Source organism: Pseudomonas sp. 10B238 (assembly GCF_000970615.1).
Lineage (GTDB): Bacteria > Pseudomonadota > Gammaproteobacteria > Pseudomonadales > Pseudomonadaceae > Stutzerimonas.
In genome coordinates, this window is sequence record NZ_KQ033949.1 from 1 (window position 1) to 26,240 (window position 26,240).

Annotated in this window: 37 protein-coding genes and 1 pseudogene; 37 read left to right on the forward strand and 1 reads right to left on the reverse strand. The window is 56.1% G+C overall.

Annotated features, from left to right (window positions below; genetic code table 11):
- From tuf to rplQ, 29 genes and pseudogenes are all read left to right on the forward strand, one after another.
- Positions 1 to 290, forward strand: a pseudogene (tuf, locus tag RT21_RS21935) (elongation factor Tu); the annotation flags it as partial.
- Between the two features lie 148 nt (positions 291 to 438).
- Positions 439 to 750 carry a 30S ribosomal protein S10 gene (rpsJ, locus tag RT21_RS21940; RefSeq protein WP_003186070.1) on the forward strand — a complete coding sequence of 104 codons (312 nt, stop codon included), beginning with the start codon at positions 439 to 441 and terminating at the stop codon, positions 748 to 750.
- An 81-nt stretch (positions 751 to 831) separates the two neighbouring features.
- On the forward strand, positions 832 to 1,467 hold the full coding sequence (gene rplC, locus RT21_RS21945; protein ID WP_045430590.1) for a 50S ribosomal protein L3: 636 nt from the start codon (positions 832 to 834) through the stop codon (positions 1,465 to 1,467).
- A 12-nt stretch (positions 1,468 to 1,479) separates the two neighbouring features.
- A complete protein-coding gene (gene rplD, locus RT21_RS21950) occupies positions 1,480 to 2,082 on the forward strand; it encodes a 50S ribosomal protein L4 (RefSeq protein WP_046164399.1) in 603 nt (200 codons plus the stop codon).
- Positions 2,079 to 2,378: a 50S ribosomal protein L23 gene (gene rplW, locus RT21_RS21955; protein WP_021209378.1), complete on the forward strand. Its 300-nt coding sequence runs from the start codon at positions 2,079 to 2,081 to the stop codon at positions 2,376 to 2,378. The genes rplD and rplW overlap by 4 nt, the downstream gene beginning before the upstream one ends.
- Before the next feature lie 14 nt (positions 2,379 to 2,392).
- The gene (gene rplB / locus RT21_RS21960; protein WP_045430586.1) at positions 2,393 to 3,214 is read left to right on the forward strand and encodes a 50S ribosomal protein L2; all 822 of its coding nucleotides are present in this window, start codon (positions 2,393 to 2,395) and stop codon (positions 3,212 to 3,214) included.
- 16 nt (positions 3,215 to 3,230) lie between these two features.
- Entirely contained in the window at positions 3,231 to 3,506 is a 276-nt protein-coding gene (gene rpsS, locus RT21_RS21965; protein ID WP_021209376.1) for a 30S ribosomal protein S19, read from the forward strand.
- Between the two features lie 13 nt (positions 3,507 to 3,519).
- Positions 3,520 to 3,852 (forward strand): 50S ribosomal protein L22, encoded by a 333-nt coding sequence (gene rplV / locus RT21_RS21970; RefSeq protein WP_003103908.1) that lies wholly within the window; start codon positions 3,520 to 3,522, stop codon positions 3,850 to 3,852.
- 13 nt (positions 3,853 to 3,865) lie between these two features.
- Positions 3,866 to 4,552 carry a 30S ribosomal protein S3 gene (rpsC, locus tag RT21_RS21975; protein ID WP_046164400.1) on the forward strand — a complete coding sequence of 229 codons (687 nt, stop codon included), beginning with the start codon at positions 3,866 to 3,868 and terminating at the stop codon, positions 4,550 to 4,552.
- 12 nt (positions 4,553 to 4,564) lie between these two features.
- Entirely contained in the window at positions 4,565 to 4,978 is a 414-nt protein-coding gene (gene rplP, locus RT21_RS21980; protein ID WP_003176421.1) for a 50S ribosomal protein L16, read from the forward strand.
- Positions 4,978 to 5,169 (forward strand): 50S ribosomal protein L29, encoded by a 192-nt coding sequence (rpmC, locus tag RT21_RS21985; RefSeq protein WP_003289209.1) that lies wholly within the window; start codon positions 4,978 to 4,980, stop codon positions 5,167 to 5,169. The genes rplP and rpmC overlap by 1 nt, the downstream gene beginning before the upstream one ends.
- A 2-nt stretch (positions 5,170 to 5,171) precedes the next feature.
- Positions 5,172 to 5,438, forward strand: coding sequence for a 30S ribosomal protein S17 (rpsQ, locus tag RT21_RS21990; RefSeq protein WP_029404618.1), 267 nt, complete (start codon positions 5,172 to 5,174; stop codon positions 5,436 to 5,438).
- A gap of 23 nt (positions 5,439 to 5,461) precedes the next feature.
- Positions 5,462 to 5,830, forward strand: a complete 369-nt coding sequence (rplN, locus tag RT21_RS21995) for a 50S ribosomal protein L14 (RefSeq protein ID WP_003289207.1) — start codon at positions 5,462 to 5,464, stop codon at positions 5,828 to 5,830.
- 11 nt (positions 5,831 to 5,841) lie between these two features.
- On the forward strand, positions 5,842 to 6,156 hold the full coding sequence (rplX, locus tag RT21_RS22000) for a 50S ribosomal protein L24 (RefSeq protein WP_019339971.1): 315 nt from the start codon (positions 5,842 to 5,844) through the stop codon (positions 6,154 to 6,156).
- 19 nt (positions 6,157 to 6,175) lie between these two features.
- Positions 6,176 to 6,715, forward strand: coding sequence for a 50S ribosomal protein L5 (gene rplE / locus RT21_RS22005; protein ID WP_019339970.1), 540 nt, complete (start codon positions 6,176 to 6,178; stop codon positions 6,713 to 6,715).
- A gap of 13 nt (positions 6,716 to 6,728) precedes the next feature.
- A complete protein-coding gene (gene rpsN / locus RT21_RS22010; protein ID WP_046164401.1) occupies positions 6,729 to 7,034 on the forward strand; it encodes a 30S ribosomal protein S14 in 306 nt (101 codons plus the stop codon).
- Between the two features lie 185 nt (positions 7,035 to 7,219).
- A complete protein-coding gene (gene rpsH, locus RT21_RS22015) occupies positions 7,220 to 7,612 on the forward strand; it encodes a 30S ribosomal protein S8 (protein WP_003281824.1) in 393 nt (130 codons plus the stop codon).
- Positions 7,613 to 7,624: 12 nt separating this feature from the next.
- Positions 7,625 to 8,158 (forward strand): 50S ribosomal protein L6, encoded by a 534-nt coding sequence (gene rplF, locus RT21_RS22020; protein ID WP_019339968.1) that lies wholly within the window; start codon positions 7,625 to 7,627, stop codon positions 8,156 to 8,158.
- Between the two features lie 10 nt (positions 8,159 to 8,168).
- Complete coding sequence (gene rplR / locus RT21_RS22025; protein WP_019339967.1) at positions 8,169 to 8,519, forward strand: 50S ribosomal protein L18; 351 nt, start codon at positions 8,169 to 8,171, stop codon at positions 8,517 to 8,519.
- 3 nt (positions 8,520 to 8,522) lie between these two features.
- Positions 8,523 to 9,023: a 30S ribosomal protein S5 gene (gene rpsE, locus RT21_RS22030; RefSeq protein WP_019339966.1), complete on the forward strand. Its 501-nt coding sequence runs from the start codon at positions 8,523 to 8,525 to the stop codon at positions 9,021 to 9,023.
- Positions 9,024 to 9,025: 2 nt separating this feature from the next.
- Positions 9,026 to 9,205: a 50S ribosomal protein L30 gene (gene rpmD, locus RT21_RS22035; protein ID WP_003281818.1), complete on the forward strand. Its 180-nt coding sequence runs from the start codon at positions 9,026 to 9,028 to the stop codon at positions 9,203 to 9,205.
- Between the two features lie 3 nt (positions 9,206 to 9,208).
- The gene (gene rplO / locus RT21_RS22040; protein WP_045430567.1) at positions 9,209 to 9,643 is read left to right on the forward strand and encodes a 50S ribosomal protein L15; all 435 of its coding nucleotides are present in this window, start codon (positions 9,209 to 9,211) and stop codon (positions 9,641 to 9,643) included.
- Positions 9,644 to 10,972, forward strand: coding sequence for a preprotein translocase subunit SecY (secY, locus tag RT21_RS22045; RefSeq protein WP_046164402.1), 1,329 nt, complete (start codon positions 9,644 to 9,646; stop codon positions 10,970 to 10,972).
- Positions 10,973 to 11,002: 30 nt separating this feature from the next.
- Positions 11,003 to 11,119 carry a 50S ribosomal protein L36 gene (gene rpmJ / locus RT21_RS22050; protein WP_014854209.1) on the forward strand — a complete coding sequence of 39 codons (117 nt, stop codon included), beginning with the start codon at positions 11,003 to 11,005 and terminating at the stop codon, positions 11,117 to 11,119.
- 131 nt (positions 11,120 to 11,250) lie between these two features.
- Positions 11,251 to 11,607: a 30S ribosomal protein S13 gene (gene rpsM / locus RT21_RS22055; RefSeq protein ID WP_045430560.1), complete on the forward strand. Its 357-nt coding sequence runs from the start codon at positions 11,251 to 11,253 to the stop codon at positions 11,605 to 11,607.
- Positions 11,608 to 11,637: 30 nt separating this feature from the next.
- Positions 11,638 to 12,027, forward strand: coding sequence for a 30S ribosomal protein S11 (rpsK, locus tag RT21_RS22060; protein WP_014854207.1), 390 nt, complete (start codon positions 11,638 to 11,640; stop codon positions 12,025 to 12,027).
- A 17-nt stretch (positions 12,028 to 12,044) separates the two neighbouring features.
- Positions 12,045 to 12,665: a 30S ribosomal protein S4 gene (gene rpsD / locus RT21_RS22065; protein ID WP_045430555.1), complete on the forward strand. Its 621-nt coding sequence runs from the start codon at positions 12,045 to 12,047 to the stop codon at positions 12,663 to 12,665.
- Between the two features lie 22 nt (positions 12,666 to 12,687).
- Positions 12,688 to 13,689 (forward strand): DNA-directed RNA polymerase subunit alpha, encoded by a 1,002-nt coding sequence (gene rpoA, locus RT21_RS22070; RefSeq protein ID WP_019339960.1) that lies wholly within the window; start codon positions 12,688 to 12,690, stop codon positions 13,687 to 13,689.
- Between the two features lie 45 nt (positions 13,690 to 13,734).
- Entirely contained in the window at positions 13,735 to 14,121 is a 387-nt protein-coding gene (gene rplQ / locus RT21_RS22075; protein WP_019339959.1) for a 50S ribosomal protein L17, read from the forward strand.
- 403 nt (positions 14,122 to 14,524) lie between these two features.
- Here the strand turns inward: rplQ and uvrA are convergent, their stop codons facing one another.
- Entirely contained in the window at positions 14,525 to 17,362 is a 2,838-nt protein-coding gene (gene uvrA, locus RT21_RS22080) for an excinuclease ABC subunit UvrA (protein ID WP_046164403.1), read from the reverse strand.
- A 131-nt stretch (positions 17,363 to 17,493) separates the two neighbouring features.
- On the opposite strand from uvrA, the gene RT21_RS22085 reads away from it, so the two are divergent.
- The 8 genes from RT21_RS22085 to RT21_RS22120 all read left to right on the forward strand — a co-directional run bounded on the left by RT21_RS22085 (position 17,494) and on the right by RT21_RS22120 (position 26,232).
- The gene (locus RT21_RS22085) at positions 17,494 to 18,861 is read left to right on the forward strand and encodes an MFS transporter (protein WP_046164404.1); all 1,368 of its coding nucleotides are present in this window, start codon (positions 17,494 to 17,496) and stop codon (positions 18,859 to 18,861) included.
- Positions 18,862 to 19,027: 166 nt separating this feature from the next.
- Positions 19,028 to 19,534 carry a single-stranded DNA-binding protein gene (locus RT21_RS22090; protein WP_046164405.1) on the forward strand — a complete coding sequence of 169 codons (507 nt, stop codon included), beginning with the start codon at positions 19,028 to 19,030 and terminating at the stop codon, positions 19,532 to 19,534.
- Positions 19,535 to 19,686: 152 nt separating this feature from the next.
- Positions 19,687 to 20,874 (forward strand): tyrosine-type recombinase/integrase, encoded by a 1,188-nt coding sequence (locus RT21_RS22095; RefSeq protein ID WP_371263645.1) that lies wholly within the window; start codon positions 19,687 to 19,689, stop codon positions 20,872 to 20,874.
- An 11-nt stretch (positions 20,875 to 20,885) separates the two neighbouring features.
- The gene (locus RT21_RS22100) at positions 20,886 to 22,400 is read left to right on the forward strand and encodes a site-specific integrase (RefSeq protein WP_046164407.1); all 1,515 of its coding nucleotides are present in this window, start codon (positions 20,886 to 20,888) and stop codon (positions 22,398 to 22,400) included.
- On the forward strand, positions 22,393 to 24,384 hold the full coding sequence (locus RT21_RS22105) for an integrase (protein ID WP_046164408.1): 1,992 nt from the start codon (positions 22,393 to 22,395) through the stop codon (positions 24,382 to 24,384). The genes RT21_RS22100 and RT21_RS22105 overlap by 8 nt, the downstream gene beginning before the upstream one ends.
- A 2-nt stretch (positions 24,385 to 24,386) precedes the next feature.
- Positions 24,387 to 24,812 carry a hypothetical protein gene (locus tag RT21_RS22110; protein ID WP_046164409.1) on the forward strand — a complete coding sequence of 142 codons (426 nt, stop codon included), beginning with the start codon at positions 24,387 to 24,389 and terminating at the stop codon, positions 24,810 to 24,812.
- A 234-nt stretch (positions 24,813 to 25,046) separates the two neighbouring features.
- Positions 25,047 to 25,424 carry a hypothetical protein gene (locus RT21_RS22115; RefSeq protein ID WP_046164410.1) on the forward strand — a complete coding sequence of 126 codons (378 nt, stop codon included), beginning with the start codon at positions 25,047 to 25,049 and terminating at the stop codon, positions 25,422 to 25,424.
- Positions 25,425 to 25,818: 394 nt separating this feature from the next.
- Positions 25,819 to 26,232, forward strand: a complete 414-nt coding sequence (locus RT21_RS22120; RefSeq protein ID WP_177327119.1) for a hypothetical protein — start codon at positions 25,819 to 25,821, stop codon at positions 26,230 to 26,232.
- Positions 26,233 to 26,240: the final 8 nt, after the last annotated feature.

Below are 26,240 nucleotides of genomic sequence, written 5' to 3' on the forward strand. Positions count from 1 at the left end.
TCAAGCCGCACACCAAGTTCGAAGGCGAAGTCTACGTACTGAGCAAGGAAGAAGGCGGTCGTCACACTCCGTTCTTCAAGGGCTACCGCCCTCAGTTCTACTTCCGTACGACTGACGTGACCGGTAACTGCGAGCTGCCCGAAGGCGTTGAGATGGTAATGCCGGGCGACAACATCAAGATGGTTGTTACCCTGATCGCTCCGATCGCCATGGAAGACGGTCTGCGCTTCGCGATTCGCGAAGGTGGCCGTACCGTTGGTGCCGGCGTGGTTGCCAAGATCATCGAATAATCGTTCGGTGTCGAAAAGGGCCCTTCGGGGCCCTTTTTCTATTGCTGATCATTTATTGACACCCTCTGGACGCATCCGTACAATTGCGCCTCCTTTTACCGGGCGTATTGCGTTTGGTAGGGATGGCTAATTGGAGTCTGAGGTCAAAATGCAAAACCAACAAATCCGTATTCGGTTGAAGGCTTTTGACCATCGCCTGATCGATCAATCAACCCAGGAAATCGTGGAAACCGCGAAACGTACTGGTGCTCAGGTGCGTGGTCCGATTCCACTGCCGACCCGCAAAGAGCGGTTCACTGTTCTGGTTTCTCCGCACGTCAACAAAGATGCGCGCGACCAGTATGAGATCCGTACTCATAAGCGTGTGCTGGATATTGTCCAGCCGACCGACAAGACTGTCGATGCGCTGATGAAGCTTGATCTTGCGGCTGGCGTGGAAGTGCAGATCAGCCTCGGCTAAAACCTGGAGTTTTAGTCGTGTAACGCTCTGAAATGGGCGGCCATAGCGGGTGAAAGCCCCGTACACTCAAGAGGTTACAACATGACTATTGGTGTAGTCGGTCGTAAATGCGGAATGACCCGCGTTTTCACCGAAGATGGTGTCTCTATTCCGGTTACGGTCATTGAGATCGAGCCGAATCGCGTCACTCAGTTCAAGAATGAAGAAAGCGATGGCTATCGCGCCGTGCAGGTTACTGTCGGCGAGCGTCGTGCGTCCCGTGTCACCAAGGCTCAGGCCGGTCATTTCGCTAAAGCGAATGTAGCTGCTGGTCGTGGTGTCTGGGAGTTCCGCCTCGATGGCGAGGAATTCCAGGTTGGTGACCAGATCAAGGCTGAGATCTTTCAGGCTGGGCAGATGGTGGATGTCACCGGTCAGTCCAAGGGTAAAGGCTTTGCCGGTACCATTAAGCGCTGGAATTTCCGTGGTCAGGACAATACTCACGGTAACTCCGTATCCCACCGCGTCCCGGGTTCGATTGGCCAATGCCAGACACCAGGCCGTGTTTTCAAGGGCAAGAAGATGTCCGGGCACATGGGCGCCGAGCGCGTAACCGTGCAGTCCCTGGAAATCGTGCGTGTCGATGCCGAGCGTAATCTCCTGTTGGTCAAGGGTGCAGTGCCCGGCGCCACTGGTGGTGACGTAGTCGTGCGTCCGGCTGCCAAGGCTCGCGGGTAAGGGGGAGTTCACATGCAATTGAATGTTAATGGCGCACAGGCCATCGAAGTCTCCGAGCAAACCTTTGGTGGTGAGTTCAACGAGACGCTGGTGCACCAGGCAGTCGTCGCCTACATGGCTGGCGGTCGTCAGGGTAGCAAGCAGCAGAAGACTCGCTCCGACGTCTCCGGTGGCGGTAAGCGCCCCTGGCGTCAGAAGGGCACTGGCCGCGCGCGTGCTGGTACCTCGCGTGGTCCGATCTGGCGTGGCGGTGGTGTAACTTTCGCTGCTCGTCCGCAGAATCATGAGCAGAAGCTCAACAAGAAGATGTACCGCGCTGCGCTGCGTTCCATTCTTTCCGAATTGGTTCGTTCCGAGCGTTTGGTTGTCGTTGAAGATTTCGCCGTCGACAGTCCCAAGACCAAGCTGCTTGCTAACAAGCTGACTGGCATGGGCCTGAGCGACGTACTGATCGTTTCCGATGCTGTCGATCAGAACCTGTATCTGGCGGCCCGCAACCTGCCGCACGTCGATGTTCGTGACGTTCAGGGTTCCGATCCCGTCAGCCTGATCGCCTATGACAAGGTGTTGATCACCGTGTCGGCTGTGAAGAAATTCGAGGAGCTGCTGGGATGAACCAGGAACGCGTATTCAAAGTCCTGCTTGGTCCGCACGTCTCCGAGAAGGCAACCATGCTGGCTGACAGCAAGAGCCAGTTCGTTTTCAAGGTTGCTACTGATGCAACCAAGCTGGAAATCAAGAAGGCCGTCGAAAGCCTGTTCAACGTGAAGGTCGCCAAGGTCAGCACTCTGAATGTTCAGGGCAAGACCAAGCGCACTGCTCGCGGTCTGGGCAAGCGTAACGACTGGAAGAAGGCGTACATCGCTCTTCAGCCGGGCCAGGATCTCGATTTCTCCGGCAACGCTGAGTAAGGAAGGGGTGCATCATGGCAATCGTTAAATGCAAACCGACTTCCGCGGGCCGCCGTTTCGTGGTCAAGGTGGTCAATCAGGAGCTGCACAAAGGCGCTCCTTATGCTCCGCTGCTCGAGAAGAAGTCGAAGTCTGGTGGCCGTAACAACAACGGCCGTATCACCACTCGTCACATCGGTGGTGGTCATAAGCAGCATTATCGTCTGGTCGATTTTCGTCGCAACAAGGATGGCATTCCAGCCGTCGTTGAGCGCGTTGAGTACGACCCGAACCGTACTGCGCACATCGCGCTGCTGAAGTACGCGGACGGCGAGCGTCGTTACATCATTGCACCCAAGGGTGTAACTGCTGGCGATCAGCTGCTCTCTGGCGTCAATGCGCCAATCAAGGCTGGTAACAGCCTGCCGCTGCGTAATATTCCGCTTGGTTCTACCGTTCACGGTGTTGAACTCAAGCCGGGCAAGGGTGCACAGATCGCTCGTTCTGCTGGTGCTTCAGCTCAGTTGGTCGCGCGTGAAGGCGCTTATGTAACCCTGCGTCTTCGCTCCGGCGAGATGCGTAAAGTGCTGGCTGAGTGCCGTGCGACTCTGGGCGAGGTCTCGAATTCCGAGCACAGCCTGCGTTCGCTTGGTAAAGCTGGTGCCAAGCGCTGGCGTGGCGTTCGCCCAACCGTGCGCGGTGTGGCAATGAACCCGGTCGATCACCCCCACGGTGGTGGTGAGGGTCGTACCTCCGGTGGTCGTCATCCGGTGTCGCCATGGGGCTTCCCGACCAAGGGCGCGAAGACTCGCTCTAACAAGCGCACCGATAACATGATCGTCCGTCGTCGCAAGTAACTAGAGGGATACGACAGTGCCGCGTTCTCTGAAAAAAGGTCCTTTTATCGATCTTCACCTATTGAAGAAGGTCGAAGTGGCGATGGAAAAGAATGATCGCAAGCCGGTTAAAACCTGGTCGCGTCGTTCGATGATCCTGCCGCAAATGGTCGGTCTGACCATCGCTGTGCATAACGGCCGTCAACATGTCCCCGTTCTCGTGAGCGAAGATATGGTCGGTCACAAACTCGGCGAGTTCGCTGGTACCCGCACCTATCGCGGGCACGTAGCGGACAAGAAAGGCAAGCGCTAAGGGGTAAGGAAAGATGGAAGTAGCCGCTAAGTTGTCGGGCGCTCGCATCTCCGCCCAGAAAGCCCGCCTGGTCGCCGACCAGATCCGCGGGAAGAAGGTGGGTGAAGCGCTCAACCTGCTGGCTTTCAGCAGTAAGAAAGCCGCCGAGATCATGAAGAAAGTGCTGGAGTCGGCCGTGGCCAACGCCGAGCACAACGAAGGCGCAGACGTGGATGACCTCAAGGTTTCCACCGTTTTCGTCAACGAGGGGCGTTCGCTTAAGCGCATCATGCCGCGTGCCAAAGGCCGCGCTGATCGCATCGTCAAGCGGTCTTGCCATATCACTGTCAAGGTTGCGGACAAGTAACGGAGTCGATCAGATGGGTCAGAAAGTACATCCCACTGGCATACGCCTGGGAATCGTCAAGGAGCACACTTCCGTCTGGTACGCAGACGGTCGTACGTACGCCGATTATCTGCTTGCAGATCTGAACGTGCGTGCGTACCTCCAAGACAAATTAAAAAGCGCGTCCGTAAGCCGTATCGATATCCATCGTCCGGCTCAAACCGCACGCATCACCATCCACACCGCTCGTCCCGGCATCGTGATCGGCAAGAAAGGTGAAGATGTTGAGAAGCTGCGTCAGGACCTGACCAAAAGAATGGGTGTGCCTGTGCACATCAACATCGAAGAAATCCGCAAGCCGGAACTCGATGCAATGCTGGTAGCACAGAACGTCGCTCAGCAGCTGGAACGTCGCGTAATGTTCCGTCGCGCTATGAAGCGCGCGGTACAGAACGCCATGCGTATTGGTGCCAAGGGCATCAAGATCCAGGTGAGCGGTCGTCTGGGTGGGGCTGAAATCGCCCGTACTGAATGGTATCGGGAAGGTCGTGTGCCGTTGCACACCCTGCGTGCCGATATCGACTACAACACCTACGAAGCGCACACCACCTACGGTGTGATCGGCGTCAAGGTCTGGATCTTCAAAGGCGAAGTAATTGGTGGTCGCCACGAAGAGCTCAAACCGCAAGCGCCAGCGCCTCGTAAAAAAGCTACCAAGTAAGGAGTACGCCAAATGTTGCAACCTAAGCGTACAAAATTCCGCAAGCAGATGACCGGCCACAACCGTGGGTTGGCTCAGCGCGGTAGCAAAGTCAGCTTCGGCGAGTTCGCTCTCAAGTCTGTCGCTCGTGGTCGTTTGACTGCGCGCCAGATCGAGTCCGCGCGTCGTGCGTTGACTCGCCACGTCAAGCGTGGCGGCAAGATCTGGATCCGCGTTTTCCCCGATAAGCCTATTTCCAAAAAGCCGCTTGAAGTGCGGATGGGTAAAGGTAAGGGCAACGTCGAGTACTGGGTAGCCCAGATTCAGCCGGGCAAGGTGCTCTACGAGATCGAGGGTGTTTCCGAAGAGCTGGCGCGTGAGGCATTCGCCCTGGCTGCTGCAAAGCTGCCGCTCGCCACCTCCTTTGTTAAGCGGACGGTGATGTGATGAAAGCGAATGAGCTTCGTGAAAAATCCGCTCAGCAGCTGAACGAGCAACTGCTCGAGCTGCTGCGCGACCAGTTCAATCTGCGTATGCAGAAAGCAACTGGCCAGTTGGGGCAGTCTCACCTGCTCTCGCAAGTCAAGCGCGACATCGCTCGTGTCAAGACTGTGCTCAACCAGCAGGCAGGTAAGTGATCATGGCTGAAGTTGAAAAAACTGTCCGCACGCTGACTGGCCGCGTCGTCAGCGACAAGATGGACAAAAGCATCACCGTTCTGATCGAGCGTCGCGTCAAGCACCCGATCTACGGTAAATACGTGAAGCGTTCGACCAAACTGCACGCCCACGACGAAACCAACCAGTGCCGTATTGGCGACAAGGTCACTATCCGCGAGACTCGTCCGCTGGCGAAGACCAAGTGCTGGATGTTGGTTGATGTCGTTGAACGTGCCGTCGAAGTCTAAGGGCTAGGGGTCGGAGAAATTATATGATTCAGACTCAATCAATGCTCGATGTGGCGGATAACAGTGGCGCTCGTCGCGTCATGTGTATCAAGGTGCTCGGTGGTTCGCACCGCCGTTACGCCGGCATCGGCGACATCATCAAGGTTACCGTCAAGGAAGCGATTCCTCGTGGCAAGGTCAAGAAAGGCCAGGTAATGACCGCTGTTGTGGTCCGTACCCGTCACGGTGTTCGTCGTCCAGACGGCTCCATCATTCGCTTCGATGGCAATGCTGCTGTTCTGCTGAACAACAAGCAGGAGCCTATTGGCACCCGTATTTTCGGGCCGGTGACGCGTGAGCTTCGTTCTGAGAAGTTCATGAAGATCGTCTCGCTCGCGCCTGAAGTGCTGTAAGGAGAAGCCGCATGCAAAAGATTCGTCGCAACGACGAGATCATCGTCATCGCCGGCAAAGACAAGGGCAAGCGCGGTAAGGTGCTCCGGGTTCTCGCTGACGACCGTCTGGTTGTCGGTGGCATCAACCTGGTGAAGCGCCATACCAAGCCGAACCCGATGTCGGGCGTTCAGGGCGGTATCGTCGAGAAGGAGGCGCCACTGCACGCCTCTAACGTCGCTATTTTCAATGGCGAAACCAACAAGGCTGACCGCGTTGGGTTCAAGGTTGAAGACGGCAAGAAAATTCGTGTCTTCAAGTCGACCCAAAAGCCGGTTGAAGCTTGAGACTGCTAGGTAGATAACCATGGCACGACTAAAAGAAGTTTATCGGAAGCAAATCGCTCCCAAGCTGAAAGAAGAGCTTCAGCTTGGTAACGTGATGGAAGTTCCGCGCATTACCAAGATCACCCTCAACATGGGTATTGGCGAGGCCATCGGTGATAAGAAAATCATCGATAACGCGGTTGCCGATCTTGAGAAAATCACCGGCCAGAAGGTCGTCGTGACTCACGCTCGCAAGTCTATCGCTGGCTTCAAGGTCCGTGAAGGCTGGCCGATCGGTGTCAAGGTGACGTTGCGCAGTGATCGTATGTACGAGTTCCTGGATCGCCTGTTGTCGATCTCCCTGCCTCGGGTTCGCGACTTCCGCGGCCTGAATGCCAAGTCGTTCGACGGCCGCGGCAACTACAGCATGGGCGTGAAAGAGCAGATCATTTTCCCGGAAATCGATTACGACAAAATCGATGCCCTGCGTGGTCTGGACATCACTCTGACTACTACTGCTCGGACGGATGAAGAGGGGCGCGCGCTGTTGCGTGCATTCAACTTCCCGTTCCGTAACTGATTGGAGTAGGCACATGGCTAAGCAAAGCATGAAGAACCGCGAGCTGAAGCGTCAGCAAACGGTTGCTAAGTACGCCCAGAAGCGTGCCGCGCTGAAAGCAACCATCGCCAATCCGGAGTCCACTCCGGAAGCGCGCTGGGAAGCTCAGGTGGCTCTGCAGAAGCAGCCTCGTGATGCAAGCGCTTCGCGCCTGCGTAACCGCTGCCGTTTGACCGGTCGTCCGCACGGTGTTTATCGCAAGTTCGGTCTTGCGCGTAACATGCTGCGTCAGGCCGCTATGCGTGGCGACGTACCAGGTCTGGTCAAAGCCAGCTGGTAAGAATGGTAGCCCGGCGTTCCTGTCGGGCTGGCTGTTCCAAAATCAAGCCCCTATGGGGCTTGATTCGTTTCTGGACTATCTCTAGAATGTCCGGCTCGCCCGAGCCACGCCTTTGGCGTTCGCTCTTCTAGCAGGCGACACGAGCCTTCGCGGGCTTATTTTTTTGTATTAGGAGCCAAGAGCCCATGAGTATGCAGGACCCGTTAGCGGACATGCTAACTCGTATCCGTAATGCCCAGATGGCTGAAAAGTCCGTCGTAAGCATGCCGTCTTCCACTCTGAAGGTGGCAGTAGCCAACGTTCTTCAGGGTGAAGGCTATATCGCAGGATACAACGTCAGCAGCGACGCCAAGCCGCAGCTGTCTATCGAGCTTAAGTATTTCGAGGGCCGTCCGGTCATCGAGGAGCTGAAGCGCGTAAGCCGTCCTGGCCTTCGCCAGTACAAATCCGTTGATCAGTTGCCGAAGGTTCGCGGCGGTCTGGGCGTTTCGATCGTGTCCACCAACAAAGGTGTGATGACTGATCGGGCTGCTCGCGCTGCTGGCGTTGGCGGCGAAGTGCTCTGCACAGTGTTCTAAGGGGGGATAAGCATGTCTCGCGTTGCTAAGAACCCCGTAAAGCTGCCCGCTGGTGTTGAATTCAACATGTCCGGCCAGCAGCTTTCGGTTAAGGGTGCCAAGGGCGCTCTGGAACTGAATGTGCACTCGTCAGTGGAAGTGATTCACGAGGCTGGTGAGCTGCGTTTTGCTGCTCGCAATGGCGATCAGCAGAATCGCGCCATGGCCGGTACCACCCGTGCGCTGGTTAACAATATGGTAATTGGTGTCAGCCAAGGCTTCGAGCGCAAGCTTCAGCTGGTTGGCGTTGGTTACAAGGCGCAAGCCAAAGGTCAAGTGCTGTCCCTGGCTCTCGGCTTCTCGCATCCGGTGGAATATGAACTGCCGCAAGGCGTTACCGCTGAGACCCCCAGTCAGACCGATATCCTGATCAAGGGTGTCGATAAGCAACTGGTCGGTCAGGTGGCTGCTGAAATCCGCGATTTCCGTCGTCCTGAGCCTTACAAAGGCAAAGGCGTGCGTTACTCGGACGAAGTGGTCCGTCGTAAAGAAGCTAAGAAGAAGTAGGGCATAGCAAATGAGCGTAAAGAAAGTTACTCGTCTGCGTCGCGCTCGCAAGGCACGCCTGAAGATGCGCGAGCTGGAAACCGTACGCCTTTGTGTGTACCGCTCTTCCCAGCACATCTACGCCCAGGTCCTTTCGGCCGACGGCGGCAAGGTCCTGGCCAGCGCCTCGACTCTGGACAAAGAACTGCGCGGCGGAGCCACTGGCAACGTCGACGCTGCCAAGAAAGTTGGTCAGCTGGTCGCTGAGCGTGCTAAGGCCGCAGGTGTCACCCAGGTGGCGTTCGACCGTTCTGGCTTCAAGTACCACGGTCGTGTCAAGGCACTGGCTGATGCTGCTCGTGAAGGCGGGCTGGAGTTCTAAGTTATGGCATATAACGAGCAAAAGCGCGACGAAGGCTACATTGAGAAGCTGGTTCAAGTTAACCGCGTCGCCAAGACTGTAAAAGGTGGTCGTATCTTCACTTTCACCGCGTTGACCGTGGTGGGTGATGGTAAAGGCCGTGTAGGTTTCGGTCGTGGCAAATCCCGTGAAGTGCCGGCAGCCATTCAGAAGGCCATGGAAGCGGCTCGCCGCAACATGATCCAGGTTGATCTGAACGGCACCACGCTGCAGTACGCCACCAAGGCGGCGCATGGCGCTTCCAAGGTCTACATGCAGCCCGCTTCCGAGGGTACCGGTGTGATCGCCGGTGGTGCTATGCGCGCCATCCTTGAAGTGGCTGGTGTGCAGAACGTCCTGGCTAAGTGCTACGGCTCTACTAATCCGGTGAACGTGGTTCATGCCACTTTCAAGGGGTTGAAGGCCATGCAGTCGCCTGAGTCGATCGCTGCCAAGCGTGGCAAGAGCGTCGAGGAGATTTCCTGATCATGGCTAACACCGTCAAGGTCACGCTGATTAAAAGCGTCAGCGGTCGTATCCCCAATCACAAGCTATGCGTCAAGGGTCTCGGCCTGCGTCGCATTGGTCACACCGTCGAAGTTCAGGACACTCCTGAAAATCGCGGCATGATCAACAAGGCTTATTACATGCTCCGTGTGGAGGGCTAAGCCATGCAACTGAACGATTTGCGTTCTGCGCCGGGTGCCCGTCGCGAAAAGCTGCGTGTGGGTCGCGGTATCGGTAGCGGCCTGGGTAAGACCGGTGGTCGCGGCCACAAGGGTCAGACTTCCCGTTCCGGTGGCAAGATTGCCCCCGGCTTTGAGGGCGGTCAGCAGCCTTTGCATCGTCGCCTGCCGAAGTTCGGCTTCGTTTCGCTGAAAGCCATGGATCGCGCCGAGGTGCGTACATCCGAGCTGGCCAAGGTCGAAGGCGATGTCGTCTCCGTGCAGAGCCTCAAGGATGCCAATGTCATCAACCAGAACGTTCTGCGTGTGAAAGTCATGCTGTCCGGTGAGGTTGGTCGCGCTGTTACCCTGAAAGGCATCGCCGCCACCAAAGGTGCGCGTGCGGCTATCGAAGCAGCTGGCGGCAAGTTCGAGGAATAAATGGCTAAGCAAGGTGCTCTCTCCGCGCTGAGTAATGGCGGGCTGTCTGAACTCTGGGCTCGTCTGCGCTTTTTGCTGATGGCGATTATCGTCTATCGGATAGGGGCGCACATCCCGGTGCCGGGGATCAATCCCGACAGGTTGGCCGAGCTGTTCCGTCAGAACGAAGGGACCATCCTTAGTCTGTTCAACATGTTTTCAGGTGGTGCGCTGGAGCGCATGAGCATCTTTGCTTTGGGGATCATGCCGTACATTTCGGCATCGATCATCATGCAGCTCATGACTGCTGTCAGTCCGCAGCTTGAGCAGTTGAAAAAGGAAGGCGAGGCCGGTCGCCGCAAGATTAGCCAGTACACGCGCTATCTAGCGCTCGTTCTGGCGATCGTGCAGGCCATTGGCATGTCCGTCGGTCTGGCCGGTCAAGGCGTCGCATTCAGCAGTGACTTCGGCTTCTACTTCGTCGCCATCACGACGTTTGTGGCGGGTGCGATGTTCATGATGTGGCTGGGTGAGCAGATCACCGAGCGCGGTGTCGGCAACGGCATTTCGATGTTGATTTTTGCTGGTATCGTTGCTGGCTTGCCGGGCGCCCTTGGGCAGTCCTTCGAGTCGGCTCGCCAGGGTGATGTCAATATCATTGCGCTGTTGGCAGTGGGTCTGCTGGCCGTTGCGATCATTGGTTTCGTGGTCTTCATTGAGCGTGGTCAGCGGCGAATCGCAGTGCACTACGCCAAGCGTCAGCAGGGTCGTAAGGTCTTCGCTGCGCAGACAAGCCACTTGCCTTTGAAGGTCAATATGGCTGGTGTGATTCCGGCAATTTTTGCGAGCAGCATTCTGTTGTTCCCGGCTTCGTTGGGTCAGTGGTTTGGTCAGTCCGAAAGCATGAGCTGGCTGGCTGATATCTCGCAGGCGATCGCTCCCGGTCAGCCGTTGAATATCCTTTTGTTCAGTGCCGGCATTATCTTCTTCTGCTTCTTCTATACGGCGTTGATGTTCAACCCTAAAGACGTCGCAGAAAACTTGAAGAAGTCCGGTGCGTTTATTCCAGGGATTCGTCCTGGTGAGCAGTCGGCGCGCTATATCGATGGTGTGCTGACCCGCTTGACCTTGTTCGGTGCCCTGTACATGACGGCTGTTTGCTTGCTTCCTCAGTTCCTTGTGGTAGCCGCAAATGTGCCGTTCTACCTTGGCGGGACCTCGTTGCTGATTGTGGTCGTGGTTGTAATGGACTTCATGTCCCAAGTGCAGTCACACCTGATGTCCCATCAGTACGATTCCCTGATGAAAAAAGCCAACCTGAAGGGCTACGGCAGCGGAATGCTCCGCTGAAGTCGGCTCGTAAGGTTCTAGGAGTTGGTCATGAAAGTTCGTGCATCGGTTAAAAAGCTGTGCCGCAACTGCAAGATCGTTCGTCGCGAAGGCGTCGTTCGAGTGATCTGCAGCGCAGAACCGCGACACAAACAGCGCCAAGGCTGAGTGTGAGCTAAGGCTCGAGCCCGGTAGCTAGTGCGCTGCCGGGTTGATTATTTGTTATTACAGCGTTAGTATCTCGCGCCCTTTTCTTGGCTTCCGGGGCGTTGGGTAGCTGTCAATTGGAGTTTCACTGAATGGCCCGTATTGCAGGCGTAAACATTCCGGATAACAAGCACACTGTTATCTCGCTGACCTACATCTATGGTGTTGGTCGCACTCGCGCACAGACAATCTGTGCCGCTACCGGTGTAAACCCGGCAGCAAAAATCAAGGATCTTAGTGACGAGCAGGTTGAGCTGCTTCGTGGCGAAGTGGGCAAGTTCATCGTTGAAGGTGACCTGCGTCGCGAAGTCAACATGAAGATCAAGCGCTTGATGGACCTGGGTTGCTATCGCGGCCTGCGTCATCGTCGTGGTCTGCCGGTCCGCGGTCAGCGTACCAAGACCAACGCTCGTACCCGTAAGGGTCCGCGTAAGCCGATCCGCAAGTAATCGCATTAGCGCATCGACAGGAATCTAATCATGGCAAAACCTGCTGCTCGTCCTCGTAAAAAAGTAAAAAAGACGGTGGTTGATGGCATCGCCCATATCCACGCTTCTTTTAACAACACCATCATCACTATCACCGACCGTCAGGGCAATGCGTTGTCCTGGGCGACGTCTGGTGGATCCGGCTTCCGCGGTTCACGTAAGAGCACCCCGTTCGCTGCTCAGGTGGCTGCCGAGCGTGCTGGTCAAGCTGCGCTGGAGTACGGCCTGAAGAACCTGGACGTTAACGTCAAGGGTCCTGGTCCGGGTCGTGAATCTGCCGTTCGTGCATTGAATGGTTGTGGTTATAAAATCGCCAGCATCACCGACGTGACGCCGATCCCGCACAACGGGTGCCGTCCGCCGAAGAAGCGCCGCGTGTAATCAGGAGACAGTGAGAAATGGCTCGTTATATTGGTCCCAAGTGCAAACTGTCTCGTCGTGAAGGCACCGATCTCTTCTTGAAGAGTGGTGTTCGCGCGCTCGAATCGAAGTGCAACATCGAAACCCCACCGGGTGTTCACGGTCAGCGTCGTGGTCGTTTGTCTGACTACGGTACCCAGTTGCGTGAGAAGCAAAAAGTCCGCCGTATCTATGGTGTTCTCGAGCGTCAGTTCAGCGGTTATTACAAGGAAGCTGCCAGCCGCAAGGGCGCTACCGGTGAAAACCTTCTGCAACTGCTCGAGTGCCGTCTGGATAACGTCGTGTATCGCATGGGCTTTGGCTCTACTCGTGCCGAATCGCGTCAGCTGGTCTCGCACAAGTCGATCAGCGTGAACGGTCAGACCGTGAACGTTCCGTCTTACCAGGTCAAAGCTGGTGACGTGGTAGCCGTTCGTGAGAAGTGCCGCAACCAGCTGCGTATCGCCCAAGCCCTTGAACTGTGCGTACAGCGCGGTCGCGTTGAATGGGTCGAAGTAGATGCCGACAAGAAATCCGGTGTTTTCAAGAATGTTCCGGCGCGCAGTGATCTGTCAGCCGACATTAACGAAAACCTGATTGTCGAGCTCTACTCCAAGTAAGGGCTAGAAAATAGGTGTATCCATGCAGATTTCGGTAAATGAGTTCCTGACCCCCCGCCATATCGATGTGCAGGTGGTCAGTCCGACCCGTGCCAAGATCACACTCGAGCCACTCGAGCGCGGTTTTGGCCATACCCTGGGCAACGCGCTGCGTCGTATTCTGTTGTCCTCCATGCCCGGCTGCGCTGTGGTCGAGGCTGAGATCGACGGTGTGCTCCACGAGTACAGCGCCATCGAGGGCGTGCAGGAAGATGTCATCGAAATCCTGCTGAACCTCAAAGGTATCGCCATCAAGCTGCACGGCCGTGATGAAGTGACCTTGAGCCTGGTGAAGAAGGGCGCGGGCGCTGTTACCGCTGCCGATATCCAGCTGGATCACGATGTCGAAATCGTCAATGGTGATCACCTGATCGCCAACCTGGCGGCTAATGGTTCGATCAACATGAAGCTGAAGGTCGCTCGCGGCCGTGGCTACGAGCCGGCTGATGCGCGTCAGAGCGATGAAGATGAAAGCCGCAGTATTGGCCGTCTTCAGCTCGACGCAACCTTCAGCCCGGTCCGTCGCGTGGCTTATGTTGTCGAAAATGCTCGTGTTGAGCAGCGTACCAACTTGGACAAGCTGGTTATCGACCTGGAAACCAACGGAACCCTGGATCCTGAAGAAGCGATCCGTCGTGCCGCGACCATTCTGCAGCAGCAGTTGGCCGCGTTCGTCGACCTCAAGGGTGACAGCGAGCCGGTTGTGGTCGAGCAGGAAGACGAGATCGATCCGATCCTGTTGCGTCCAGTTGACGATTTGGAACTGACCGTACGTTCGGCGAACTGCCTCAAGGCAGAAAACATCTACTACATCGGTGATCTGATTCAGCGCACCGAAGTCGAGCTGTTGAAGACGCCGAACCTGGGCAAGAAATCTCTGACCGAAATCAAAGATGTTCTGGCTTCTCGTGGTCTGTCCCTCGGCATGCGCCTCGACAATTGGCCGCCAGCCAGTCTCAAGAAGGACGATAAGGCTACGGCCTGATCGACCATAGTCACCGAACTGATCGTTTGGTAAGGAATTTCAATCATGCGTCATCGTAAAAGTGGCCGTCATCTCAGCCGCACAAGCGCTCACCGCAAGGCCATGTTTCAGAACATGGCGGTGTCGCTGTTCGAGCACGAACTGATCAAAACAACCCTGCCCAAGGCCAAGGAACTGCGTCGCGTAGCTGAGCCGCTGATCACTTTGGCTAAGGAAGACAGCGTCGCTAACCGTCGCCTGGCTTTCGATCGTACTCGCTCCAAGGCTATCGTTGGCAAGCTGTTCAACGATCTCGGCCCGCGTTACGCCACCCGTCAAGGTGGTTACCTGCGTATTCTCAAGTGCGGATTCCGCGCTGGAGACAATGCGCCGATGGCTTACGTTGAGCTGGTTGACCGTCCGGTCACCGGTGAAGTGGAAGCTGCTGAGTAAGTTTTGCTTGCTTAAAAAAACCGAGCGTATGCTCGGTTTTTTTATGCGGGTAGATTAGTTCCTAGTTATTGCTCTGCTCTGCTCTGATTGATGTGTTGGCTTTCTGAAGGCATCTCTCTAGAACACCAGGGCAATCGCCTGGCATTCAGCTCAAGGAGATATGAGCGAAACATGGCCGCTTAAGATACCTGCTCTTCGTTTGCTGCGAATCACAGTTCGCTAGGCCGGTGGTCATGGGCTCGCTATGTGTCTGCTCGTTCAGCCACGCGCGCGCGTTACGGTTGTTGGCGGCAGGTAGGGAGACGTCGTCGACCGCCAATAGGGTGAGCGACCCTCAGGAGGAATGAGGAATAGCCGGATAGCTGTCGTTAAAGCCGGGCGCTATACCCGGCTTTTTCTGCTGTCAGGCCTTGTCGCGCTCCAGCAAGGGCTTTAAGAAGTGACCGGTATGTGACTGGGGCATTGAGGCGACTTGTTCCGGTGTACCTGTTGCGATTATCTGCCCGCCCTTCGAGCCTCCTTCCGGCCCTAGATCGACTAGCCAGTCGGCCGTCTTGATCACATCCAGGTTGTGTTCGATGACTACCACCGTGTTGCCGTGGTCGCGCAGTCTGTGCAAGACGTCCAGCAGTTGCTGAATATCGGCAAAGTGCAAGCCGGTGGTTGGTTCATCGAGGATGTAGAGCGTCTTGCCGGTGTCGCGTTTGGAGAGTTCGCGTGACAATTTGACCCGCTGAGCCTCTCCGCCTGAAAGGGTGGTCGCGCTCTGTCCTAACCTGATATAGGAGAGCCCGACATCCATCAGCGTTTGCAGCTTGCGCGCCACCGCAGGGACCGGATCGAAGAATTCCCGGGCTTCTTCGATCGTCATTCCCAATACTTCCGTGATGCTCTTGCCTTTGTACTTCACCTCTAGTGTTTCGCGGTTATAGCGTTTGCCCTTGCATACGTCGCAGGGCACGTAGATGTCCGGAAGGAAGTGCATCTCCACCTTGATCACGCCGTCGCCCTGGCAGGCTTCGCATCTCCCACCTTTGACGTTGAAGGAAAAGCGCCCGGGGCCATAGCCGCGTGAACGTGCTTCCGGCACGCCAGCAAAGAGTTCTCGAATAGGCGTGAAAAGCCCAGTGTAGGTGGCCGGGTTGGAGCGTGGCGTACGGCCGATCGGGCTTTGGTCTATGTCCACCACCTTGTCCAGATGCTGCAGGCCGTCGAACGAATCGTGCGGCGACACTTCAAGAGTGGTAGCGCCGTTCAGGGCGGTGGCGGTGATCGGAAACAGCGTATTGTTGATTAGCGTCGATTTGCCCGACCCGGACACGCCGGTGATGCAGGTAAGCAGTCCAACCGGAATCTCTAGATCGACGTTACGTAGATTGTTGCCGCGGGCGCCTTTCAACCTCAGCAGTTTTTCAGGGTCGCGCGGAGTGCGTTTTTCGGGGTAGAGGATCTTCACTCGGCCCGAAAGGTAGCCGCCTGTAAGCGAGGCGGGGTTACTCATTACCTCGTCTGGCGTGCCTTCAGCGACGATCTGGCCACCATGAACGCCGGCGCCCGGTCCGATATCGACCACATAATCCGCCATACGGATGGCGTCTTCGTCGTGCTCTACGACGATGACGGTATTGCCGATGTCCCGTAGGTGGCGAAGCGTGCCCAGCAGGCGCTCGTTGTCCCGTTGATGGAGCCCGATGGAAGGTTCGTCGAGGATGTACATGACGCCGACCAGGCCTGCACCAATCTGGCTCGCCAGGCGGATGCGCTGAGCTTCGCCGCCCGATAGGGTGTCGGCGCTGCGGTCCAGGGTCAGGTAGTCGAGGCCGACATTCACCAGAAACTGGAGGCGCTCGCAGATTTCCTTGAGGATCTTATCGGCAATCTCGCCGCGGCGGCCGGGTAGCGTGAGCCCCCCGAAATACTCGGTGGCATCGCCAATTGGCAGCCCGGTCACTGCGGGCAGCGTCTTGTCCCCGACCCAGACATGGCGAGCTTCGCGGCGCAGCCGGGTGCCTCGACATTCTGGGCAGGGCTGGGTGCTGAGATATTTGGCCAGTTCCTCACGCACCGAATTGGACTCGGTTTCACGGTAACGGCGCTCGAGGTTGGGAATGATGCCCTCGAAGGGGTGCGAGCGTTTGACGATGTCGCCGCGGTCGTTCAGGTAGCGAAAGTCAACATTCTCCTTGCCGCTGCCGCGCAAAACGAACTTCTGCTGCTCGGGCGGTAGTGAGTCAAACGGTTCGTCGAGACTGAAGCCGTAATGCGAGGCGAGTGAACCGAGCATCTGAAAGTAATAGACGTTGCGGCGATCCCAGCCACGAATAGCACCTTCAGCCAGCGTCAGCTCGCCGTTGACTAGGCGCTTGGCGTCGAAGAACTGTTTCACGCCAAGGCCGTCGCAGGTCGGGCACGCCCCGGCTGGATTGTTGAACGAGAATAGCTTGGGCTCCAGCTCGCTGATCGAGTGCCCGCAGATGGGGCAGGCGAAGCGGGCGGAGAAAATCATCTCGTCGCTTTCATCCTCTTCCTCCATCGAGGCGACCAGAGCAATGCCGTCGGCGAGCTTCAATGCGGTTTCGAATGATTCAGCAAGTCGTTGCTGAAGATCGCTACGGACCTTGAAGCGATCGACCACAACGTCGATGGAGTGTTTTTTCTGCTTGTCCAGCTTGGGCAACTCATCGAGTTCGTAGAGCCGGCCGTTGACGCGTGCGCGTACGAAGCCTTGCGCGCGCAGCTCGTCGAAAACTGCCAGATGCTCGCCCTTGCGCTCGCGGATGACCGGGGCTAGCAGCATCAGCTTGCGGCCTTCCGGCAGTGCCAGCACCTGGTCGACCATCTGGCTAACGGTCTGGGCCTCCAGTGGCGCGTCATGGTCGGGGCATCGTGGCGTGCCAGCGCGTGCATAGAGCAGCCGCAGGTAATCGTAGATCTCGGTAATGGTGCCAACCGTGGAGCGCGGATTGTGCGAGGTCGACTTCTGCTCGATGGAAATGGCGGGAGAGAGCCCTTCGATGGTATCGACGTCGGGCTTTTCCATCATCGAGAGGAATTGCCGGGCGTATGCCGATAGGGATTCGACGTAGCGGCGCTGGCCCTCGGCATAAAGCGTGTCGAAGGCCAGCGAGGACTTGCCCGAACCGGACAGGCCAGTGATCACGATCAATTTGTCGCGTGGCAAGGTCAGGTCGATGTTTTTGAGGTTGTGGGTACGAGCCCCACGAATCAGAATCTTGTCCAAAGCAGCCTCGCATGGCGGGCGAAAACCCGAAAGTATACGGCCAGGGGCGACATCGCGGCAAAGTAGCGAGCCTGTGCCGAGCAGGGGATGACTGCTAGAATCGCCGCCGGTTAATTCAAGCGAGACCCCACATGCATGATCCTTACAGCGAGGGCATGAGCGCTAGCGAAACCCGTGCAGCCTCCGGCTTAGCCCTGGTTTTCGCGTTTCGCATGCTCGGCATGTTCATGGTTCTGCCGGTGCTGGCAACCTATGGTATGGATCTGCAGGGCGCAACGCCGGCACTCATTGGTCTCGCCATTGGTGCTTATGGTTTGACCCAAGCGATGCTGCAAATTCCGTTCGGAATGATTTCCGATCGAATTGGACGCCTTCCGGTGATCTATTTCGGGCTACTGATCTTTGCCGCTGGCGCTGTGCTCGCCGCAACGGCCGACACCATCTGGGGGGTGATCGCCGGTCGCGTCCTGCAAGGGGCAGGTGCAATTTCGGCTGCGGTAATGGCCTTACTATCCGACCTGACTCGGGAGCAGCATCGCACCAAAGCAATGGCGATGATTGGCATGAGCATCGGCGTATCGTTCGCGGTGGCGATGGTTGTCGGTCCGCTACTGACAAGCGCATTCGGACTCTCAGGGTTGTTCTGGGTAACGGGAGGCATGGCGGTGCTGGGCATTCTCGTCGTAGCCGTGCTTCCGCGCGCGCCAGCACATATCCGGCACCGCGAATCAGGGGTCGCCAGACAGGCGCTGGGAGCAACGCTTCGCCATCCAGACCTGCTGCGGCTTGATTTCAGCATTTTCGCGCTCCATGCCGTTCTCATGGCCAGCTTCGTGGCGTTGCCGTTAGCGCTTGTGAATGAAGCCGCTTTGCCCAAGGAAGAGCATTGGTGGGTGTACCTCACCGCACTGGTGGTGGGTTTCTTCGGCATGGTGCCTTTCATCATATATGGGGAAAAGAAGCGCCAGATGAAGCGCGTCGTACTTGGCGCGGTAGCCGTACTGGTGCTCTCCGAGTTGTTTCTCTGGTGGTTCGGCAATCGGCTCTGGTCGCTGGTCGCCGGCATGATCGTGTTCTTCATCGCATTCAACTTGCTGGAAGCTTCGTTGCCGTCGCTGATTAGCAAGGTCGCCCCCGCAGGTGGCAAGGGAACGGCGATGGGGATTTACTCAACGAGTCAGTTTCTCGGCTCCGGCCTGGGCGGCGTGCTTGGCGGTTGGCTCTATCAGCAGGGTGGGCTAGGCCTGGTATTTGCCGGTTGTGCAGCGCTCTGCGCGCTCTGGTTGGCCGTGACTTGGAGTATGCGTGAGCCTCCCTATGTAACGGGGCTTCGTCTGCCGCTGTCGGACGGGGCTGCGCGTAATCCCGCACTCACGGAACAGATGATGGCGGTCCCTGGTGTGTCGGACGCAGTGGTCATCGTCGAGGAGGCCGCTGCTTATGTGAAGGTGGACCTGAAGGCGCTGGATCGGGCTGCACTGGATCACTTGGTAGCCTGATCGAGCGACGCCACATTGCCCGTCGACAAGCTTGAGGCTTTGGCCATCGTCCGGTCGCGCCGGTTGGCCGACCTCCGGCGGTAGGGTAAGATTGCCGGTCATTGGTTGTTTCCCGATCGCGAGGATTTCAGCCAACTACATTCATGTTTCAGCAAAGGAGTTACCCATGGCCAGAGGGGTGAATAAAGTCATCTTGATCGGCAATGTCGGCGGCGACCCGGAAACCCGCTACATGCCCAATGGCAATGCGGTGACCAATATCACGCTGGCCACCACCGACAGCTGGAAAGACAAGCAGACTGGCCAGCAGCAGGAGCGCACCGAGTGGCATCGTGTCGTGCTGTTCGGCAAGGTTGCCGAGATTGCTGGCGAGTATCTGCGCAAGGGCTCGCAGTGTTATATCGAGGGTCGCCTGCAAACCCGAGAGTGGGAAAAGGATGGCGTCAAGCGCTACACCACGGAGGTGGTTGTGGACATGGGCGGCACCATGCAGCTACTCGGTGGCCGTGGTGGCAGTTCCGACGATGCGCCTCGTCAGTCTCAGCCACGCCCCCAGCGTGACTCCCAGCCGCAACAGCAACAGCAACAACAATCGCGCCCGCAGTCTCAGCCGCAGCCTGCTCAGCAGCCGGCCCCGGACTACGACAGCTTCGACGACGATATTCCGTTCTAGCGGTTACCTTAGCGGAAATTGTAATGTTTCTCTTGGAAAGCCCCGCACTTGCGGGGTTTCTTCATTTTTGGAGTGTAAAAAATATCTTGTGAAGTTTTTTTTGTTGTACACCATGTAGAAGAGTAAATTATGGGGGCGTAATGGACATATCGATGCGTAGTTTCGTGGCTGCTGATGGCGAGCGGTTTGCAGTGCTGGTAGATGGATCAGGTATGCCTCTTTACTACCCCGCTCTTTTCACCACATGGCATCTACGGTCGCGCTCCCTAGCTGCCAATTCGATTGCGAATGCGTTGACCGCGATCAAAGCACTTTATGCCTGGGAAGCTCAGGTAGGCATTGATCTGATGTTGCTCTTTTCGCAAGGCGAGCTACTCGGTGAAGAGCGAGTGAGGGGGCTCAGTGACTTCCTGCAGCTTGCGCTCGCTCCAGGGCATCGAGATAAGAAGATTACCCCGATCCCTCGACGACTAAAGACGGTCGGTACCAGTAATCACTATTTCAGGTTGACCGTTGTGGCCGACTATTTGGGGTTTCTGGCCAAGCGGTTGTACCCATCCAGTCGGGTTGATGGGGAAATCAAGATGATGGTGGCCTCGATCAAGGCTAACCGTCCCAGCAAGCCCAACAAATCAGGATCGGACAAGGACGAACGATATCTGGACGAGGCTGTTGTGGATGCGGTGGAGCAGGCACTTAGGCCTGGTTCGGAACACAATCCGGCCAAGGACTATGCAGTGCAGGTACGCAACGCTTTGATGTTCACTATACTCCGCCTGACAGGGCTTCGTCGGGGCGAGCTGCTGAACCTCAAGGTTGATGACATCGATTTCGCCAAATACGCGCTGCGAGTGGTGAGACGTCCTGATTCAAAGGGCGATCCACGAGCCCATCAGCCTACGGTTAAGACTCGCCAGCGAACCTTTCCGCTCGCGCCGGAGCTCATCGCTCGGATTCACGAATATGTGCTCCGCTATCGGAACAGATTGCCCGGCGCGAAGAAGCATGGGTACTTGTTTGTGACCCATAAGGAGGGTCCCACTCAAGGTCGCCCACTCTCGATCTCAGCCTTTCAGAAGTGGATGTTGGGCGTCGGCTCTATCGTCGAGGATTCTGGCATCCATGCGCATGCCCTCCGACATCATTGGAATTATGGCTTCTCTAAGGATAGCGATGCCAATGAGATACCCTCTGCCACAGAAGAAAAACTTCGCTCCTATCTAATGGGATGGGAAGAAACCTCTGGTACGGCGCAAATCTACAATAAGCGGCACACCAAACAAAAAGCCGCAGAAGCTGCTCTTGCACTTCAAAACAAGTACCTGAAAAAAGTCCAGTGAGGAGATGGCCGGTGAATAAAAACGCACTTCAGGTAGCTGTAGCTGACCGTTTTTACTCTAGGGACGGCTATCTCGTACTATTCGATAGCTCTCGATGGGAACTTAGTAAGGATATAGCCATTCCGGTTGGCTCACTTTCGCAGTATTTAGGGGAAAGCGATTACTCATTTCGGAGGGTTCTGGAGTTCTATGCAAGAACGGGAGCGCCGTCGCATGCGAGGAATATTTTTAATCGTTTCTCGCATTACTGCGAGCAGATGCAAGGCCTCGAGTTGTTTTCCGTCGATTCGTTGATCTCCTACCGATCATCGCTAGATAGGAAAACAGAATGGTACATGGGGGTGTTGCGCGGGGCGATCCGCCAATGGTCGCGGCTTGGATATCCAGGTATCTCTGATGAGGTTTTGGCCCTGCTAAATAAGTGGGTCATCAAGGGGAACGAGAAAGGCTTCGCTGTACAGTCGATGTGTCCCGACGCTGGGCCGCTAACTGATATTGAACTCCAAGGGGTTATCGCTGCGGTGATCGATGCATTCACCGAGCAGCGACTTTCCTTGGAGCAGACGTGCCTATCAATGATCTTAGCCATGACGGGGCGGCGCCCTGGGCAAATTGCTGCGCTCAAAGTCAAAGACCTGCATACCACTGCGCCAGGGGTCTATTGGATTAGCTTCCCTAGGGCTAAACAGCGCAATACGCCATGGCGCTCTGCGTTCAATCGCTTTGCGATTGTTGAGGATCTTTGGTTGCTGTTGCAGCGGCAAGCGGAGTCTGTGAAGACCGCTTTCGCCGAGCAGGCAGGCGGCGCGCTCCCTCAGAAGGTACTGGATGCGTTGCCGTTGTTTCCCGTATCGCGCTCTCTCGAGACCGATTCCGATGTTGAGGCGTTACTCGGCAGCGACCGCCTGCATATCCCCTCTCTGGAGGTGTATCAAGCGATGTTGGGAGTTGCCAGGACGATTGCAGTAATTAGCGAGCGCACTGGGGCGATTATCGCCCTCAACCCGAATCGCTTCCGCTATACGCTTGGTACGAACCTGGCTCGCGAAGGGCGAGGAGAGTTAGTAATTGCTGAGGCGCTGGATCACTCCGATACCCAGAATGTAGGCGTGTACGTTAAGAACATCCCTGAGATAGTCGACCGCATCGATAAGGCCGTGGCCTTGCAGCTTGCACCGTTTGCCCAGGCGTTTCGAGGCGTCCTTGTTACCTCGGAGCGTGATGCGCGCAGAGGCGATGATCCGAACAGCCGAATCTCGAACGGTAGAGCCAACCTAGGCACCTGTGGTAGCTATGGCTTTTGTGGCGCCCTGGCACCCATTGCTTGCTACACCTGTACTCACTTCCAGCCTTGGCTCGATGGCCCTCACGAAGAGGTCTTGGATTGTTTGATTGAGGATCGGGACCGGATTAGCGACAACTGCGGAGATCTGAAGATCGCCTCGACCAACGACCGGTTGATTCTTGCGGTGAGTGACGTAATTGACCGCTGCAAAGAAGCCAGGGGAGAGGTTGCGTATGGCTGACATACTGCTATTCACCCCAAAGCATCAGCGTGATAGCCAGGAAAATCTGGAGGATTTCATAGCGATGTGTCGCGACCGCCTGACGGTATTTGGCGCGGATTTGGACTGGCATGCCAACGCCTGGCCAAAGGTTGGAAACTTTACGGTCATGGGGGCGCACGCGAGGGGCTACACAGCTGATGAGTTGCTGAGCGCGGACATCATGCCCTTTGCCAAGGCTTATGTCCGCTATCAGCAAGGCCATAACCCCACCAAGCTCAAGAACGAATTCAAGGCGATACGCTGCATCGAGAAGGCTCTCCTGACCGCCAAAGGCAAAGCAGATATCACACTGGTAGACCAGTTGGTCATGGATATAGCTGCGGAGGTTGCGCGGGAATATGGAGCCTCTAGCTACCAGGCCGGCATGAGTTTGGTAAGGCTCGTGGAATTCCTCAATGACAGTCAAATCGCTCCAGACCCAATCACCTGGCGAAATCCAATTTCTAAACCAAAAGAGATGAACAGGATAGATGCTGAGGGCAACAGAAAACGATCAGAAAAGCTTCCAGAGGATTACTGTTTGGAGGCAATCGCTGAGATGTTTGCCAATGATTTGGTGGGGGCTCGCGATCGCTTTACCACGTCAGCATTTGCGTTGCTAATGTGTGCTCCATCCCGAATTACAGAGGTCCAAGACCTTCCGATGAATTGCCTTCACTCCGATACAGATGACAAAGGTGTCGAAAGGCTGGGGCTACGGTTTTATGCCGGAAAAAGTTACGGATCTGATATCAAGTGGATTCCGACTATATTTAAGGATATAGCTACTGAAGCTGTGCGTCGGTTGACTGAGTTGTCTGCTCCAGGGCGGGCGTTAGCGAAATGGTATGAAGTCCGTCCCGAAAGGTTTTACCGTCATGAAAACTGTCCTGATGTCCCAGATGACCATCCGCTCACTACTGATCAGGCTTGTATTGCACTAGGAATTAGTGCGAGTCGAGCGGCGCTAGATCAGTATTTTGCGAAGTACGAGCCATATCGAATTCTAAAGAAGAACGGTGTATCTCTGACACTGAGCTTTCTAAATGAATATTGTCATAGCCGGCTTCCTAGCGGATGGCCTTGGATGAACCGGGAGCGAAACATCAAATATTCGGAGGCATTGTGCTGTTTCAGGGCCCATGAGTTTGTGTCGAATTTCAGCCCCAGCCCTATAAAATTGTGGGCGCCCGGTAAGAGCACGTTTACAACCGATCTAAATTTCATTGATGGTCAAGAGAGCAGTATTTGGAAACGTCACGGTTACAAAAAAACCGACGGCAGCGAAATCTCGATGACTTCTCACCAAGTACGCCATTTCCTGAATACAGTGGCGCAGCGTGGTGCGCTGGGTCAACTCGATATCGCCAAGTGGTCGGGCCGGGCCAACATCCGCCAGAACGTTGTGTACAACCACATGAGCGACGACGAGTACATCGAGCTGGCAAGGAATGCCGGCGTCGGTGGTGTGCTCGAAAAGATCCAAGTGAACAAGCCCGTTACCTTCGCGGATCTGGAATCAGTTGGGGAGGGCATCGCCCATGTCACAGAGTATGGGTTTTGTACGCATGACCACTCGATGCTGCCCTGCCAGAAGCATCGGGATTGCTTGAACTGCACCCTGCAAGTCTGTGTGAAAGGCGACGTGCCCAGGCTTGATCGCTTGAAGCAGCTGCGGAATCTGACCCTGCTGCAGCTTGATAAGGCCAAAGCGGAAGATACCTCGGGCACCTATGGTGCCGACCGTTGGAGTCAGCATCAGATCAAGACCTTGGAGAGAATGGATCAATTGATCCAGTTGCTTGAGTCGCCTGATCTGTTGGACGGAACGGTGATCCGTCTCGGCGATGATCAGGAGTACAGCCCGTTAAAACGAGAGCTTGCTGCCCGGCAGGCCTTCATCAAGCTTCCGTCGCCAGAGTCCGATATTGATGAACTGCGAAACCTGTTGGGAGCGTTTTAATCGTGGCCAAACATCTGACGGCAAGAGATCTCCAGCTGCTGGTCGGATTGATTGATGGGTGGGATGGTAAGCTCACCTGGGATGCCTTATGTGACGAAGCTGAAAGCTTAATTGGAACGAGGCCTACTCGGCAGACCCTCAATGCACATGCTCCTATCAAGATCGCCTTTGGCGACAAGAAGGCCCAGCAGAGAACAGGCTTCAAGCCTACGAAACGGCCGCAAAGCCTAGCAATTGCTGAGCAGCGCATCCATCGTCTGGAAAGCGAGAGCCAGCGTCTGAAAGCTGAGAATGAGCGTCTGCTCGAGCGCTTCATTCGATGGCAATACAACGCTCAGAAGCGTGGCCTTTCCCAGGCGGTGCTTGACGCGCGTCTGCCAGAGATTGATCGAGATTCGGCGGAGAAAGATAAAACAGCCCGCCGATAACGGTATTGAGCGTAGCTGCGTTCCTGGCAAACGGAACGGAAAAGGCCAATCTGCGCTTCTGGGATGAACGCCGATCCAGAATCGTCACTGTATATAAGCACTAGGCAGCGAGCTTTGCAGTGGCTAAATGACACTCTTCGGCTACCATTTTGAATTGCTCCTCTACGTCAACGGAGAACAGGGAGGTCTGATCTAGCGAATGAAGCGGTTGGGGTCCGAGACTTCGATAAATGGTTGAATGACCGTAATGGTTGGCTTCAGACGGCCGCCCAACAGCTTATCGACAACAAACGCTTGCCTAATGTGGACGAGCTCGCAGAACTGGTTCGACTCTGCAAGCTGGAGGCGGCCAAGCAGAGTGACCTTGGGTTCTTGAAGGTGGCTCCTGGTGCATTTTCGGCTGGGGCGGTGCAGCGGGTTGTGCGGGTCGAAGAGGTAACCCAAGTCTTCGGCGTTAACGCGATTAAGCCGGGAGCATCTCTACCATTCGGAACGGGTAGTTTGACTGTCATATACGGGCAAAATGGTTCGGGCAAAAGTGGTTTTGCTCGTCTGCTCAAACAGCTCTGGAAAGTGTCTAGGGAATCCGGGGCGATTCACACATTCCAGTGATGACCGCGACTCGTCCGAATAGGCGCTTGATTACCTCGTCACCGATCGTGTGGTGGTTTTTGCGCTCATTTTGAGCCGGGATCGGCGTGGCAGTAGTGCTCGGCTCTGCGAAACCTCGTTTGAGAAATTTTGTTAGTCACCTTTTGATATTTACAAATAATAATCGCGGTAGACAAAAAAATTGAGTGTGCAAGAGCTAGTTTGCCAATTTGTTGGATATGCACATTTGGTGCGTGCATTGTCCCTGCGCGTCATTCCGATAAAGCAGCCCGCCCTTGTTCGTCCGGTAACGCGGGTAGAGGAGGGGGACAATTGCCTAGTCGTGCCCCAGCGGATGGCGCCCGCGGCAGACCACCACCTGGCACACGTCTTGTTCGCCCTCAAGCACGAGGGTATGAACATGGCCGTCCTTGCACAGGCGCTGCCCAAGCTGCCAGAGCGGGACCTGCTCGAGGCCCTGGCCGAAGCGCCTGGCGGCGCTTACATTCGCAAGGCCTGCTACCTCTGGGAAGCGTTCACCGGTAAGCGGCTTCCTTATGAGGAAAACGCCAAGGGAAACAAAGTTCTGCTATTTGATCCCGACCGCTACATCACCGGCCCTTCTATTCGTAACAGTCGCTGGCGTGTCGACTTCAATGGCCTGGGCTCTCTTCGCTACTGCGCAACAGTCGAGCGCACCGCCGACATCTGCGCGCTTCTCGATTTCGAAGTCCCCGTCAAGTCGCGAGTGTTCATAAAATCGCTTTCGCCGGGGATGAGAGATCGAGTCATACAGTTGGGGTACTTATGGCGATGTGCCGTTCCCTAAGATCAAAT